This is a genomic window from Streptomyces ficellus, from assembly GCF_009739905.1.
GTDB classification, from domain to species: Bacteria; Actinomycetota; Actinomycetes; order Streptomycetales; family Streptomycetaceae; genus Streptomyces; species Streptomyces ficellus_A.
Genome location: NZ_CP034279.1, coordinates 36520 through 52494 on the forward strand (window position 1 = coordinate 36520; position 15975 = coordinate 52494).

Consider the following 15975-nt stretch of genomic DNA (forward strand, 5'->3'; position numbering starts at 1 on the left):
CGTCGGCGCCTCGCAAACGCGGGTGGTGGCGCGGAGGTGATCGCGCGGCTGGGGCCCGCATGGCTGGGGCGACGAGGGCGCTCGCGCGGCTAGGACGGTGAGGACCGTCTGGGCACGCGGCCTAGGGTCGGGCGTATGACAGATCGCGTTCTGCACTTGTTGCGTACCCGACCCGAACTGGCCGAACTTGCGGCGTTTCCGTTCAACTTCGATGTGGAGCGCGTCCACCACGCCGAGGACGTGCGGCTGGCGTCGGGTAAGCCGCTGGAGCCGATAGCCGGGGACGACACCGGCGGAACGTACTTCCTGTGCGGGGGCACTGCCGTGCTCCACGCCTCCTCCGAGGGCGACGCGGTGCTGATCGCGGACAGCGTCGGCGAGGCGCTGGAAATGCTCGTCCGGCTGCCCGAGTGGTGCGAGGGGCTCACCTCCGAACTCGACGAGGACGGCATGATCGCCGCTGTGCGCGCCGGGGACGACGAGGCCCGCGAGGAGTTCGCCCCCGAACTGGACGCACAGCGCGAGGCGTTGCTCAGCGGTCTCGGTCTGCCCCGACGGCCCCTGGTCGAGCTCTTCGCCATGGCGGAGTCGGCGGCCGGGCGCACCGATCCGCACCAGGTCCTGCTCAACGCGCGCGAGCTCTGTGCGTACCGGCTCCATGAGTCCTATCGCGTGCCGTTGCGCGATGTCGTGCTCGGTCCCGGCCGGGAGGCGCTGGAGCGGCTGCGGGCCGGTGACTCCGGTGTGCGGAAGGCGGTGGCCGATGACGCCGTACTGCGAGCGGGCATCCTGTGGGCCGCGTATGAGGACTGGAGGGATGAGGGCCGGCGGGCCGACGGCCGGAGGGAAGAGGATGTGCCGCTGCTCCGCTTCCTGCTGGAGCGGGAGAACACCGTGGGGTCGGAGCGGTTCGAGGAGCGATGGCTCGCGGCGGTACTGCTGGCGTCGTACGGGCACGACGAGGACGCCCCGCTCCTGCGCTCCGCCACCTCGGGAGCGGTCGGCTCGGGGGCGGTCGGCGCTTGGGCGGCCGGCCCGGAGGCCGAGCGGTTCGGGCGGGAGGCGGAGTCACCGTTCACGTGGATCGACCTGGCCTTCCGGCAGGGCCGCGTCGAGCACGCCAGGGCCGCCCTGATTCGCCTGCTGGACGACACGGGCCCGGACGCCGAGCGGTTGAGGCGCCTGAGCCGTGCGCTGGAGCGCGTCGGCGACTGGGCCCAGGCGGCCCGCGCGCAGGCCAATCTGCTCTCCCTCCAGGATTCGGCGTGGGACCGGGCGTCGGAGGCGTACGCGCTGGCCCGCCTGGAGCGGGTCAAGGGCGATCTGGCGGCCGCCGGACGGGCGTTGCACAAGGCGCGGACGGCGCTGGGGCTGGAGGGGGGCGCACCGGACGACTCGGTTGCCGAGTGGCACCGCAGGGGGCTGGGCCGGCTGGTCACCGAGCAGCACCTGGAGCTGGTGGCTGCCGCGCTGGAGGCGGGCGACGGGGACCTCGCCCGTACGACGATGGTGCACGCGAGACGCCTGCTGGGCACGGTGGGGGCCGAGTCGGCGAAGGCCCTCAGCCGGCTGTCCACCCGGGCGAAGTGGGCGGTGGCGGGGCTTCCCCGGTCCGGAGCGTGAGGCCGCCCCGGCGCGGTCGGGCGGTGCGAGGGTGACAGATTGTCGCGATTCGGTAACAGGGCGAAAGCGGTGCGCGGGCAGGGCCTAGCGTCTGTTGTTGCCTCGATCGGCCCTGTTTGTGATCGGCCCTGTTCGTGCCGCATCTGGACTTCCGTGTGTGACAGGGCATTGTCACTTTGCGTCGTCCAGCGCGGTACGCCTTGCTCAGAACGGTATGCGCATGCTCCATGACCCGGGATTGCCGTTGTCTCCGCGGTGCTGTGCGGGCGGGGACGCCGCCGGTACGGGCACGGATCCGACCGGGGGTGGCTCCGCGGGTGACCGGCCCCTGGCAAGCGGGTCGCATCGGGCCGACTCCTCCGTCGTACGCACGCCCGGCAGGTGACCACACCTGCTCCGGCCTCGCTCCGCGCCTGCTCCGCGCCTGCTCCGCGGCAGGCATCCGTCACATCGTCAGCACCAGTCAACCAACCGGCATGACGTCGCCAAGGGGCGCGTGGTGCCGCTCGTCACCGTGAACGGAACGCTATTTGATGCTTCTGGACAACCTGTCCAAACGGGCCCGAGCCGCCCTGTCCGCTCGTACAGTTGGGGACGACGGGCGATTGGGCGGGGGCCTGATGGATCCACTTGTGCTTGCTGCGACGTCGGCTTCGATCGTGGGGGCCCTCGCGACCGATGCCTGGCAGCTCGCCCGGGACCGGATGGTGGATCTGTTCCGCCACGCGCAGCCCGACGAGGCCGACAACGTGTCGTTGGAGCTGGAGGAGGCGCGTGAGCTGATCCTCGCCGCTCGGGACGACGCGAACGCGCACGTCGAGCACGAGCTGACCGTCACGCTCCAGCGTCGGCTGCAGGACCTGGTGAGGGGCGGTTCGGCCGCCGACCAGGACGTGCACCGCCTGCTCAACGAGCTGCTGGTCTCCGCCCGGAGCACCGTCCTGTCGCAGCCGGCCGCTCTGTCGTATCTGGCGACGTTCGCCCACAGCGTCCCGGTCATACAGCTTTCGGGACTGGTGGGTGCCACCGGCGGCCTGGCGCTGCCGGCACCGGACGCGTCGGGTGCCGCCGCCTCGTGCCTGCCCGGCCCCACGGTGTTCGACCGGTTGGGCCCCGCGCGGATGCTGCCTCGTGACGTACCGACGTTCACGGGGCGTGAGAGCGAGGTGGAACAGCTGGTCGAGGTGGCTCAGGCGGCCGACGAGCCGTCCGTGTGCCTGGTGCACGGCATGCCGGGCGTGGGCAAGACGGCGCTGGCGGTGCACACCGCCCACCGCCTGGCCGAGGCCGACCGGTTCCCCGACGGGCAGTTGTTCATCAACCTGCGGGGGCACGACCCGAGGGACGAGCCGGCGTCCCCCTTTCAGCTGCTGGGTTCTCTGCTGACGGCGGCGGGGTTTCCCAAAGGGGTGCAGCCGGAGAGCGTGCACGGCCGGGCCGGCATGTGGCGGAGCTGGCTGGCGTCGAAACGCATGATGATCATTTTGGATGACGCGGCCGACTTCAGCCAGGTCGAACCCCTGTTGCCGGGGTACCCCGGCTGCCTGACGGTCGTGACCAGCAGAATCCGCCTCGAAGCCGCGGAGGTGACCAGATCCGTACCCGTCAATGAGCTGGCGCCGGACTCGTCCACCGCGCTCTTCGACCGTTTACTGCGGCACCGCGGGTTCGAGGGCGACGCGCGGGACGCCCGAGAAGTCGCCCGGCTGTGCGGGAACCTCCCGCTCGCCCTCGTGTTCGCCGCCAGTGTCCTCCTCGCCCACCCCACCTGGCAGGTTCCGCACCTCGTCACCGACCTTTCCAGCGCCCCGCGGCGCCTCAGCCGCCTCTCCGGTGGACGCGCGTCCATCTCGGACGTACTCGACACCTCGCTGCGCACACTCGACGACACCGAAAGACGTTTCCTCCGGCGCCTGGGCATGCACCCCGGCCCCGAACTCGAGAAGCGCGCCGCCGCCGTGCTCGCGGACACCACGGTCGAACAGGCCGACCAGTGTCTGGAGTCGCTGTACCGGCACAGCCTGCTGACCGAGGTCTCCCCCGGCCGCTTCCGCATGCACGTCCTGGTCTCCTCCTACCTCCACGCCGGTTCGCCGGAGCAGTTCGCCGACACGGAGACGGCCGGCCCGGCCGGGAACGAGGGCTCGGGTGGGGATGTCAGTTCGGATGGGGCTGGAGGTTCGGCCGGAAGTGGGGGTCTGGCCGGGAACGAGGAGGAGGTACGACGGCGGCTGGTCGACTACTACCGGCGCACCGCGACAGCCGCCTACCTGCTGGAGACCCGGCAGCAGTCCGCGGACGCGCTGAGCGGGTCCCTGCCGGAGTTCGCGCCCTCCCTGCGGGAGCCGTCCCAGGCGGCGGAGTGGCTGGCCGCCGAGCTGGACAACCTCGCGGCCTGTACGCAGCACACCGCGGACCATCCGGACGTGGTGGCCGACCTCGCGACCGTCGTCGTCGCCTACCTGCTGCACCGTGTGGAGGGCGGGATCCGGACCGCCCGGGAACTCGTCGACGCCGGTCGGCAACGCATGAGCAGTCGGGGTGACGTGCGCGCTCAGGCGGTGTTCGCGCACCTGTCCGGCCTGCTGGCGATCGCCGAGGGCGACCTCGAACGCGCCCTGCAGGACCTGGACTCGGCAGCCTGGGCGAGCTTCGAGGACCAGTGGGTTCTCGGTGAGGCGCGCGCCCACTACGGGACGTACCTGGCGCTGCGGCTGGCCGGCCGGTCCGCCCAGGCTGTTTCCGCGCTGGAGCACGCCGCGGAGCTGTTCGCCGAGGCAGGTGACGCCCCCGGCCTGCGCAAGGCGTCCGAGCAGCGTGCCGCCCGCGAGATCGGCACCGGGCGGGCCGCCGTGTCCGCCCCCGGCCGCCGCCGGCCCACTTCACGGGCTCCCCTCGTGAGTTCCGCCGACGCGGACGACTTCCTGACGCAGCTGGAGAACCTCTGCGTCGAGGCGCGCGTCGGGCAGTGGGGCGCCTCGAGCCGGGGTACGGCCGGTCAGGGTGCTGATGGCCAGGGCGCGGCCGGCCAGGGCGACGCGGACGAACGCGGCAACACGGACGAGCGGGCCGACGGGGCGTCGCACGCGGGGGTGGAGAACCCGCCCGGCAGCGCGCACGCGCGCGGTGGCGGAAGCGGAGGCGGTGAGGGCGGCCCTCCCGTCGCTCCCGGCTCGGCAGGGTTCCCCGGCGACGACGACGATGACGGTGTCGATGACGGCGACTCCGGCGGCAACGGCGACGGGCCGGAGGAAGCGGGCCACGGGACCGGTGGACCGGCGCCGGCCCAGCACGTGCTCCCGGTCGACGAACTGGACGCGGTGGACGCCCAGCACATCAACTTCTGGTTCACGGACACGGCTCTGGACGAGGCCCCGCTACGGGTGGCCGAGAGTCACACCGGCTGCTTCCAGGTGGGGCCGGACGACCACCCGGACAACCTGACGGCGGGTGACCGGGTGATCCCGGTGGACGAGATCCCCGCCGCGGGGCTGCTGACGCGCTGGATCGTGTGGTCCTCCACCTGTGAGCTCTCCGTACGGGACGAGGGGGATCCGAGGTTCCGGGCCAACGCCTCAGTCGGTGGCGACCAGCCCCAGTGGAACATCGACTTCGAGCTGCTCATCCCGCCTGACGGCTACTCTGAGGAACGCTTCGTCGTCGTGACGCCCCGCGAGGCGGGCACGGCCCGTATCGACGTCATGGTGCTGGTCGACGACGACCCGTACCGGGAGCTGACCATCGAGTTCCCGGTCGAGGAGTCCCTCCCGGCCGCGCCCTTCGACGGATTGCTGTCGCCCGGCGGCCCGCCAACCGGTGACCCGCCGGATGTCCCGTCCCCCGGCCTGCCCGGTCAGCGCCCGCCGGCGGCGGACGGGCCCACCCACGGCGGCCGGCCCGCGGACGGCCCCGGCGAGGGCGGCCGGCGCACGGATGCTCCCGCCGACGACGACCACACGGCCGACCGCACGGGTGAGCGCGATGACGACCCCACCGGCGACCGCATTGACGACCCCACCGGCGACGGGCCCGACGACCACCGCACCGACGGCCACCGCACCGACGACCGCCGCGCCGAGCGGTCCGCGGTCGGGGAGGCACCGCGCGTCTTATGCCCGACGCGGCCTCACCGGCGTCATCGCGGTGGCGTGCAGACGAGAGCCCGGCAGCGTGTTCCGGCCAGCCAGACCGCGCTCAAGGCTCCGAACGAATGGCAACGAGCCGCCCGTGAACTGTCCTTGTACGTGAACCCTCCCCAGGCGTGGTGGAGTCTGCGGGTGGCCGGCAGGCGGCAGGGGACCGACGTGACCGCATGGCAGCCCTCGGCCACCGCGGGGCAGCGCGTCCGGGACGCGCAGGTCGCCCTGGACGCGTACTGGCAGACCCGTGCACAGCGGTACAACGGCATCTCCGCCGCCGACGTCGCCAAGCGTCTGCGGGACTTCCATCCTTGTTTCGACTGGTCGCAGCAGACGTTGTCGTCCGTCCACGACGAGGACGAGCAGGCATGGGCGGCCGACGCCCGGAGCGACGAGCTGCGGGCGCTGGCGCTGGCCGGCCGGCAGCTCTTCAAGGCCATGTTCCCGGAGGGCACCGACCTCCACACTCTCGTCAAGAACCTCGAGCCCGGCGACCGGCTGGCCATCCACTGGAAGGACTGCACGCCCCAGCACGTCCCCTGGCCACTGCTGTACCGCGGCACCCTGCCGCCCCCGGGGCAGCCGGTGCAGGCGCACGACTTCCTCGGCCTGCGCCTGCGGATCTCGCACGTCATACACCCCTGCGAGTCCACGCGGTCGCTCGACGACGACGCCGTACGCGCCCACTTGATGTACTGGGGCGGCGGGCCGGACGACGAGACCCTCGCCGCGGCCCAGGAACACGCCCTGGAGCTGGCCACCTGGCAGCCGAAGATCCTTCCCGTCTCGGCGGACGACCGCAAGGCGCAGCTGTCGGCGTTCCTGTGGGACCCCTCCCCCGTCGCGCTCATCTACGTCTTCTGCCAGGCGGCCACCGGAGCGGGCAACAAGCCGAGCCTCCGGTTCGGCAGCACCAGCGACGCATGTGACGTCCTGCAACTGGCCGACATGGGGGACGACCCTCTGCTGGACAAGCCGCTCATCTTCATCAACGCGTGCGAGACGTCGGCGGCGGAGCACACCTACAGCAACGAGTTGCAGAACACCTTCCTGGAGCGCGGCAGCCGCGCCTACATCGGCAGCGAGTGCAAGGTGCCCACCAACTTCGCCGCCCGCTTCGCCAGCGTGTTCTTCCACTTCCTCTACACCCGGAACGCCCAGGGCGCTCCCACCTCCGCCGGCGAAGCCCTCGCCCAGACACGGAAGTTCTTCTGGGACGAGTACCGCAGCATCGGCGGCCTGTTCTACAGCTACGTCAACGACGACCAGGTCTTCGTCGCCAAGGCCCACGAAGTGGCGGCCATGCACCGGCCCGACCGACGAACACCGCCGACACGAGCGAGGCAAGCGTGACGACACCGCACCACCCGCACGACATCGCTCACCGGTTCCTCACGGCCGGCACAGCCGACCGCATGGCCCTGGTGCGCGACCCGGAAGCCGCCGACGCACTGCGCTCCCTGCTCGGCCCTGACGCCTATGACGAGCTCCGTCGATCGGCCGGCCCCGCCCCGACGGGGCATCTCGCCGCCGAGCCCACCAACCTCGTCTTCGTGCCCGGCGTCATGGGCAGCGTCCTCGCGAGTACCGGACTCGGCGGTGTCTGGTGGCTGGACATCCGCTCCCGGAGCCGTATCGACAGCCTCGCTCTGGGTCCCGACGGCCACAGTGACGCCCACCCCTCCTTCAAGATCCAGCCCGTGGCCGTCGACGCCTCCTACGAGGGTTTCCTCTTCGCCGCCGAGCGGCAGGCAGGCGTCCAGCACCTCACCTTCCCGTACGACTGGCGCAAACCCTTCGGCGTCAGCGCGGACCGCCTCCATGAGACCGTGCTGGCGGCGCACGAGGCCAACCAACCGAAGACCCCTCTCCACCTCGTGGCGCACAGCATGGGCGGCCTCGTCGTGCGCACCGCGCTCATGCGCCACCCGGACCTGTGGGACCGCATCGGGAAGATCGTCTTCTTGGGTACGCCGCACTACGGCTCGCCGGCCATCGGCGGCTACCTGAAGAACCACTTCTGGGGACACGAGTTCCTCACGCTGCTGCGCAGGTATCTCACCCGGGAGACGTTCCGTTCCCTGTCGGGTGTCCTCGGGCTGCTGCCCGCCCCCGCCGGGGTGTACCCCGCGACTGGCGGTGCCAAGGACGGCGGCCCCGACTACGACCACCCATGCGGCAACTTCGACTTCTACGACGCGGCGGCCTGGCACCTGAAGCTGAGCCCCGCCGAACTCCTGCGCCTGCAGTCCCTCCTCGACGCCACCGCCCAACAGCACCGGGACCTGCACACCTGGCACCACTCGCTCGACCAACGGCAGCGCGACCGGATGGCCGTCATCGCCGGCACCGGATTCAAGACGCTGTTCCGCCTCGCCTACAACAAACGCATGGGCTTCCTGTGGCAGCACATGGACCGCGTCACCTCGCGCGTCCCCCACCACCCCGACCGGGACGGCGACGGACGGGTACCGCTGGCCTCCGCGCAGCTCCCCTGGGTGGGTCAGACGCGGTACGTCCACGGCGAGCACGGCAGCCTGCCGAGCCTGCCGGCCGTACAGGAGGACGTGTGGCGGTTCCTCGCGAACAAGCCCATGCGGCTGAGTGTCAGTCCGGCCGCGGCGATGGGCGAACACCTCGCCGGGGGCTCCCCCGCGACCTCCGCCCTCGCCCTTCCCCGCCCGGCGCAGCCACGGTCGCCCGAGGACCCCGGCTACCTCGACATCACCGGCCCCACGGCCGCTCGGCTCGCCGACCTTGAACAGCGCCTCGCGTGCGGCGAGTTGCCGGAGTTCATCCGTACCCGTCTGCTGTGACTGTCGCGTTGTCGTACGGGCGTCGCCACATGGCGGGGTGACGTCGCAGCTCTCTCCCTGCCCCCGCAGCGGTGACTTCGCGGATGCGCGGCCGGTGATACGAGATGCCCGCGCAAGGCATCCGGGTGACTGGTTGTGTGTGTCAGGCAGCGGCGGTCCGCCGGGCACACCACGCTGTGGGGCGAGTGGTGTGCGGGTGTGTGCCGGGCAGCGGGCGACGAGCGGCCCGCGTGCTCCGGGTGACGTGCGAGAGGTGGCTTCCCGTATGAGGACGATCGCGTTGTCGGGTACGACGGGGTTCCTGGGCAGTCACCTGTTGTCCCGGCTGCTGCGGCGGGACCTGCGCGTGATCGCCCTCGTACGGGACGCACCGCCCCGGGCGGCGGATCGTGTCGCGCGTGCGCTGGCGTTCGCCTCCGACGGCCGGCGGAACGATGCGGTGGACACCGAGCAGTTGCGTCTGGTGCGCGCCGACCTGGACGCGGAACGTCTCGGGCTGCCCGCTGCGGCGTTCGCGCGGCTCGCGGACGAGGTGGACGAGGTGTGGCACTGCGCGGCGTCCACCCATCTCGAAGCGGACCTCGCGACGGTGTGCGCGATCAACGTCGAGGGCACCAGGCGCATGCTGGAACTGGCCGCCGCCGGCCGGCGCCGGCCGCGTTTCGTACACATCAGCACGGCGTACGTGGCCGGTGGGCGCAGCGACTGCACGGTCGCCGAAAGCGACCTGGACGGTTCCTACGGATTCATGACCCCGTACGAGGAGTCCAAGTACCGGGCCGAGCTGCTGGTGCGTGCCTGGGCCGGGGAGGACGGGCGCCGGGCCCTGGTGCTGCGGCCCAGCACCCTGGTGACCGACAAGCCGCTCGTGCCGTCGGGGCCGCGCCACCCCCACTCCGTCCTGGGGCTGCGGCTGGGCCGCCTCGCCGCACGCGGCCCCGACTTCCTCGTCCGGCACTTCGGCATGCGCCCGGACCGTGACGGCGTGTTCCGTGTCCGGCTGCCGGGACGACCCGACAGCACCACCAACATCGCCCCCGTGGAGTACGCGGCGGACGCCGTCATGCGCCTCGTCCGCGACGAGAGCGCACCGGGCACGACCACCCGGCACGTGACCCACCCCGTCGACACACCGGCGCGCGTGTGGCTCGAGGCCCTCCGGTCGATGGTCCCCTGGCTCGAGCCCGTCGTCGTGGCGGACCACGGCGACGCCACCGCCTTCGAGTCGTTCGCCGTCGCGCTGCAGCCCGGCGGCCACCGGTACGGGTATCTGCGGCGCAGCTACGAGCGCACCGCACTCGACACGGCAGAGACACGCGACGGCGTCCCCGCCCCCCTGCCGCTCGACGTCCCCTATCTGGCCCGCACCCTCGACGGGCCCAGGAGCAGGAGCGTGCCGGCGGCGACGTCCGCCTAGATTCCCCCTCACCCGCCTGGAGATGCGATGAACCCCTCACCCATGCAAGAGCGCCTCACCGGACTGCTCCGCGACCACTTCGAAGTCGACCCAGGGGCCCTGCGCCCCGAAGCGTCGCTCCAGGACCTCGGGATGGACTCGCTGGGGCTGGTCGAACTCCTCGTCATCCTCGAAGAGGAGGACGGTATCGAGCTGCTCGAGCAGCCCGCCGGTCTGACGGCTGAGACGACGCTCGCCGAGGCCGTCCGCATCCTCGAGGAGCACGCCGCCATCGGGAAGCGGCAGGGCGAGGGCGCGGTCGTGCAGGAGCCCCTCTCGCCTTCGGTCGTCTCACCTCCGGTCGTCTCACCTTCCGCCGGTGGCGGAGCCGGAGCCGGTGCCGGCACCGGCTCCGCGGCGGAAGGTGTGCTGTCGTGACCCGGGAGCCCGTGGCGGTCACCGGCCTCGGTCTGGTCACCCCCGCCGCGGTGGGCGTGAAGCCGAGCTGGGAGCACCTCCTGTCAGGAGCTCCCACCGCCGCGCCCGACGCCGCGCTGGAGGGCATGCCCGTCGACTTCTCCTGCCGCGTCCCGGACGACGCCCTGTCGGCGGCGCTCGGGCGCGGACTGCGCTGGCGTATCGACCGGTTCATCCAGATGGCGGTCGTGGCGGCCAGGGAGGCGGTCGCCGACGCGGGGCTGTACGCGGCGGAGTGGGACGGCACCCGGGTCGGCGTCGTGGTCGGTGTGGGGGGTACCGCACTCGATCACACCCGCGAGTACGTGAAGGTCCTCGACGGACGTTACGGCGGGCTCTCCCCGAGCCTGGTCGCCCGCAGCCAGCCCGGCATGGCGGCCGGTGAGGTGAGCCTCGACCTCGGTGCCAAGGGCCCGACGATGTGCACCAGCACCGTGTGCGCCTCCGGGACCGCGGCTCTGGGCGCGGCGAAACTGCTGCTGGACGCGGGTGCCTGCGACATCGTCGTGGCCGGTGGCGCCGACTCGCCCCGCTGCCCCATGGGTTCGGCCTCCTTCTGGCGCATGGGCGCCCTGTCCACGCGGTGCGAGGACCCCGCCGGGGCCTCCCGCCCCTTCGACACCGGCCGTGACGGCTTCGTCCTCGGCGAGGGCGCCGGCATCCTGGTCCTGGAACGCGCCGGCCATGCCCGGGCCCGTTCCGCCCGCGTCTACGCCGAGCTGGCCGGCTGCGGTTCGACCGCCGACGCCCACCACTGCGTCGCGCCCCACCCCGAAGGGGACGGTGCCGCGCGCGCCATCCAGGTGGCGCTCGGTGACGCGGGGCTGGCGCCGGGCGACGTCGACCACGTCAACGCCCACGGCACCGGAACCCTCCTCAACGACCAGGCCGAAGCCCGCGCCCTGCTCCGCGTCTTCGGCGGTTCGCCCCCGGTCACCGCGAACAAGAGCGTCTTCGGGCACGCCATCGGCGGTGCGGGGGCCATCGAGGCCGTGTGCAGCGTCCTGAGCCTGCACCACGGTGTCGTCCCGCCCACCGCCAATCTCACCGCGCAGGAACCAGGCCTGGAGCTGGACATCGTCACCGGGAGCCCACGCCCGAAGGCGCTGAACGCCGTCGTCACCAACTCCTTCGGGTTCGGCGGCCACAACTCCGTCGCCGTCTTCCGCCGTCCCTGACGCGGGCACGGGATCCCGTCGTGGCTGCTGGGTCCCCGCGCTCGTTCAGTGCCGCGGCTGTCCGGTTCCCCTTCCCCTCAGCACGCCCACCGTCCGGTCTCAGCCGGCGTCGCACGAAGCGTGCGGCGTCGCGGGACCGCCGCACTCATCCCTGGACGGGCTTGGCGGGGGCCTCGGCGAACGCGTGCGGGGCGTCCTCGCCGTCGGTCCATCGGACGGTGAGCTGTTGGCGGGTCAGGAGCCGTCCGCCGGGGTCGCGGCGGAACTCCCAGTCGTAGGTGCCCGCCCAGGGCGTAGGGGGAGGTTGTGCGCGCCGGTGTGGTGACGGCGACGAACCGCAGGTGGCCGATGCCACGTCGATCCTGCCGGAGCGCTCGCGGGCGGCGGTCACGAAGTCGCGGACGTCGGCGGCGTCGGTGACGTCCGTTCCCTGGAAGGCCGCCGTACCGCCCGCGTGGGTCAACTTTGGCGCCAGCGCGCCCAGTTGATCGGTGCGCCGCGGCCCGAGGAGCAGCCGGTGGCCGTCGGCGGCGAGCCGGCGGGCGGTCGCTCCCCGATCCTGCTGCCGGATCCTGTGATGGCGACGACGTTGGGTACGAACGTCATGCGTACGGTGTTCCTCTCGCGGAGTACGAGGTCGGGCCGACGACGTGGATCCGTCCGGCCCGAGCGAGTCCGCGCGGGCCGAAGAGCCCCTGCCAAGGCCGGGCGGTGCCGGGGTGGAGCGCACCCGGGCACCACACCTTTCCGCGGCATGGCCTGAGGGGCGTGACCGACAACCACCTGGGAGCGTTCCTGCGCGCCCGCAGGGCGGCCCTGCGGCCGCAGGACGTCGGCCTGCCGAGCCACGGCGTGCGCAGAGTCGCCGGCCTGTGCCGTGAGGAGGTGGCCGTCCTCGCCGGAATGAACGCCGACTGCTACACGCGCCTCGAGCAGGGCCGTGAACGTCGCCCGTCGGCCCAGGTGCTCGACTCCCTCGACCAGGCCCTGCGCCTGGAACCCGACGCGTACACGCACCTGCACCGGCTCGCCAGGGCGGTGCCGCTCGGCCCGTTCATCCCCACCCCGAACGTGATCGGTCCCGCCCTCCGTCAGCTGGCGGACGGGCACTCTGCCGCCCCGGCGTTCGTCATCAACCGGACCCTGGACGTCCTGGCGGCCAACGCCTTGTCCGAGGCCCTGCACTCGCCCTTCGAACGGGCGGGCAGCCTGGCCCGCATGACGTTCCTCGACCCGGCGGGCCGACGGTTCTCCACCCGGTGGGGCACGGTGGCGCAGGCGATCGTGGGCCATCTGCCGCCAAGCCGCCGGTGTCGATCCGAACGACCCCCGGCTGCGCCGTCTCGTTCGCGCCCTTACCGAGCGCAGCGCTGACTTCGCCCGTCTCTGGAACGCGCACGCCGTACTGGGCAAGACCCAGGACGCCAAGAGTCTCCTCCACCCCAACGTCGGCCCGCTGACCCTCACGTACCAGGCCTTCGACGTACGCGATGCTCCGGGCCAGCAGCTCGTCGTCCACCAGGCCGAACCGGGCAGCCCCAGCGCCCACGCCCTCAGTCTGCTGGGCACTCTCCACGCCACGGCGGCGGCTCCGACGTCGGCGCGCGCCGGAACGCCCGTGACACTGTCCCCGGGAGGCCGGGCGCTGTGGCCGGGGCGTCGGCCGGGCCAGCGGGTCTGATTGGTCTGGTGCTTCTGGCGGGTCTAGGCCGTGTGTCGGAAGTGCTCTGGGTTGCCCGCTGCGGCGGCACGTTCTTCGGTGTGCTGCCGCAGCGGGCTAGAGCTCAGTCGGTCTGGTTGCTCGTTCGTGTGGGCAGGAGGAACATCAGCGCCCACATGGCGGCGAAGGCAGCGCCGACCCACCACAGGACGCCGGTGAACGCATCCCGGTTGAGCGCGCCCTCGGTCGAGCCACCGGTGGCGGAGAAGAACACCAGGGCGGTCAGCGCAGTGCCCAGGGCCATGCCCAGGTGGATGGACGTGTTGAACAGGCCCGAGGCCGACCCCGCGTTTTCGTGCGGGACCTTGCTGAGCGACATGTCGGCGAGCGGCCCGCCGACCGAGCCAAAGCCCAGCCCGAGCAGCAGGAGCGGAACGGTCATCGCCAGGAGCGTCAGGTCGCCTTGACGGCTGACGATCTGAAGACCGTAAGCGGTCATCGTGCCGAGCACGAGCAGAATCCCGGCCTGGGGCAGGCGGCGTCCGAAGCGTCCGGCGGCCTTTACCGCGACCGTCGCTCCGGCCAGCTCACCCAGGGCGATCATGACGAAGGCCACGGCCGCCTGGAGCACGCTCATGCCCAGGCCGCGCTGGAGGTAGAGCGTCCAGGTCATGAAGAACATGCCGGTCGACAGGCCGAGCAGCAGTTGCGTCGTAAGGCCGCCGGAGAACGCCCGGTCCCGGAACAGCGACAGCACCACCAGCGGGCCATCGTCCTTCCTGCGTTGCTGGTGGCGGACGAAGACGCCGAGCACGAGGACGCCGGCGGCGAGCATGGCCCAGCACCACAGGGGCCAGCCGTGCGCGTGGCCCTCGGTGAGCGGGAAGACGATCAGGACGATGGACAGCGCGGACAGCGGCACACCTGTGAGGTCCAGACGCTGCGCCCGTTCCGCGGTCGACTCCTGGACGAACTTCCGGCCGAGGAGGAACACGGCCAGGCCGAGGGGCACGTTGATCAGGAAGACCGGCCGCCAGTCCAGGCCGAACAAGTCGGACTGGGTGAGCACACCGCCCAGCACCGGCCCCAGGACGGACCCGAACGACAGGACGGCACCGTAGAGGCCGAATGCCTTGCTGCGCTGCTCGCCGTCGAACGTGACGTGGAGGGTGGCCAGGACCTGCGGCAGCATCACGGCGGCCCCGCCGCCCTGCAGGATGCGGGCGGCGATCAGCGTGCCCGGGTCGGCTGCGAGCCCGCACAGCAGCGAGGCCAGGGTGAAGACGGCGGTGCCGATGAGGAAGCTCCTGCGGCGGCCGTAGAGGTCACCGAGCCTGCCGCCGGTGATCAAGCCCAAGGCGATCGTCAGCGAGTAGCCGGCCGTCACCCACTGGAGCGCCGCCGGTCCGGCGCCAAGAGACTCCTGGAGAGTGGGCAGGGCGGTGAGGACGATCGAGCTGTCGAGGATATTCATGAGCTCGGCGACCAGGACCACCACCAGGGCGATCTTCGCGGCCAGGGCCACCTTGGACGCACCTGGCTGAGCGGAGGGCTCGGAGGAATGTTGCGGCTCGTTGCCGAGCGCGGGGGAAACCACGGAAAGGCTCCTGATCCAGAAGAATCGGGGAGCCCGCCGCCGGCCGCAACGGGTCAGCACAGCACCAGGCCCGGGGCAGACGGCAGAGCTGCACCCGGGAAGCAAGGGGAATGCGGGGGTGGTTGACGCAACTCAGACCAGCGCGACGTCCGCCCCCGCACACGTTCACAACAGAACGCGGGGAAACGACGGACGGCTACTTGGCCTGGGGGTACAAGCTCACCTCAAGATCGTGAAACGACGGGTCCGGGCCTGCCACCGCGGTCACCAAGCAGCAGGAACCTCACCACGGTACGACAACCGTCAGGTCCCGCGCACCTCCATATCGCGCAGCTCGTCAAGACAACGGGCACGAGGCCGCGTAAGTCCTTCTGTCACAGCCACTCGCTAATGGCCGCGACGAGGACGTTCGCTCCGTAGCGGACGGCGAGCTTGTCATATCGGGTGGCGACCGCACGGTTCCTCTTGAGACGACTGATTCCGCACTCGACCGCATGACGATCCCGGTAGTCGGCCCGGTCGAAACGTGGCGGTCGGCCGCCACGGGACCCGAGCTTCCTGCGGGGAGTCTCCTCGCTGTCCTGCGGTGATCACGATCGACATGGGTTTCTGCCCTTGCTCGACGGCCAGTTGCAGTTTGGTGGTGAAGCCGCCGCGCGACCGTCCCAGCCCGTGATCACGAGGCTCGGTGAAGATGCCCCCGGTGGTTCCTTCTGCAGATCGCCCTGTCTGCGGGCCCCGGCCGCATGCTGATGGGCGCGGCAGACGGTGGAGTCAACGCTCAGATCCCACGTGATCGCTCCCCTCGCGTCGGCCAGGGCCTGAAGCCGGCTCACGATCCGGTGCCAGGTGCCGTTCCGCTGCCATCGGCGAGACAGGTCGCAGACCCGTCCCCACGGCCGGTACTCGACAGGTACATCCCGCCACGGGACACCAGTACGGACCCGGAAGCGTATGCCGTCGATCAACTGCCGTCGCGACCGGACGGGCGGCCGTCCCGCCTTGACACCTCTCGGCAACAGCGGCTCCAGCACTGTCCACTGCGCATCTGTGAGATCTCCCCGCTCCATGACCGGAGATCATTCACTG

At 71.6% G+C, this 15975-nt stretch carries 9 protein-coding genes and 2 pseudogenes; 7 read left to right on the forward strand and 4 right to left on the reverse strand.

Annotated elements, in window-relative coordinates:
- Positions 1–135 precede the first annotated feature (135 nt).
- From EIZ62_RS00200 to EIZ62_RS00225, 6 genes are all read left to right on the forward strand, one after another.
- Positions 136–1623: a hypothetical protein gene (locus EIZ62_RS00200; RefSeq protein WP_244375311.1), complete on the forward strand. Its 1488-nt coding sequence runs from the start codon at positions 136–138 to the stop codon at positions 1621–1623.
- Positions 1624–2255: 632 nt separating this feature from the next.
- Positions 2256–7115, forward strand: coding sequence for an ATP-binding protein (locus EIZ62_RS00205; RefSeq protein WP_167536297.1), 4860 nt, complete (start codon positions 2256–2258; stop codon positions 7113–7115).
- Entirely contained in the window at positions 7112–8578 is a 1467-nt protein-coding gene (locus EIZ62_RS00210) for an esterase/lipase family protein (protein WP_156690690.1), read from the forward strand. Before EIZ62_RS00205 ends, EIZ62_RS00210 begins: the two co-directional genes overlap by 4 nt.
- 265 nt (positions 8579–8843) lie before the next feature.
- The gene (locus EIZ62_RS00215; protein WP_156690691.1) at positions 8844–9995 is read left to right on the forward strand and encodes an SDR family oxidoreductase; all 1152 of its coding nucleotides are present in this window, start codon (positions 8844–8846) and stop codon (positions 9993–9995) included.
- A 27-nt stretch (positions 9996–10022) separates the two neighbouring features.
- Complete coding sequence (locus EIZ62_RS00220) at positions 10023–10412, forward strand: acyl carrier protein (RefSeq protein ID WP_156690692.1); 390 nt, start codon at positions 10023–10025, stop codon at positions 10410–10412.
- Positions 10409–11629: a beta-ketoacyl-[acyl-carrier-protein] synthase family protein gene (locus tag EIZ62_RS00225; protein WP_156690693.1), complete on the forward strand. Its 1221-nt coding sequence runs from the start codon at positions 10409–10411 to the stop codon at positions 11627–11629. Before EIZ62_RS00220 ends, EIZ62_RS00225 begins: the two co-directional genes overlap by 4 nt.
- 145 nt (positions 11630–11774) lie before the next feature.
- On the opposite strand, the gene EIZ62_RS32880 is transcribed toward EIZ62_RS00225, so the two are convergent.
- A complete protein-coding gene (locus EIZ62_RS32880) occupies positions 11775–12143 on the reverse strand; it encodes a hypothetical protein (RefSeq protein WP_425281867.1) in 369 nt (122 codons plus the stop codon).
- On the reverse strand, positions 12089–12235 hold the full coding sequence (locus EIZ62_RS32885; protein ID WP_425281891.1) for a hypothetical protein: 147 nt from the start codon (positions 12233–12235) through the stop codon (positions 12089–12091). Before EIZ62_RS32885 ends, EIZ62_RS32880 begins: the two co-directional genes overlap by 55 nt.
- Positions 12236–12397: 162 nt before the next feature.
- Here EIZ62_RS32885 and EIZ62_RS00235 point away from each other — a divergent pair.
- Positions 12398–13310 (forward strand): annotated as a pseudogene (locus EIZ62_RS00235) (helix-turn-helix transcriptional regulator).
- A 103-nt stretch (positions 13311–13413) separates the two neighbouring features.
- On the opposite strand, the gene EIZ62_RS00240 reads toward EIZ62_RS00235, so the two are convergent.
- Positions 13414–14886, reverse strand: a complete 1473-nt coding sequence (locus EIZ62_RS00240) for an MFS transporter (protein WP_156690694.1) — start codon at positions 14884–14886, stop codon at positions 13414–13416.
- 374 nt (positions 14887–15260) lie between these two features.
- A pseudogene (locus tag EIZ62_RS00245) lies at positions 15261–15956 on the reverse strand (IS5 family transposase).
- Positions 15957–15975: the final 19 nt, after the last annotated feature.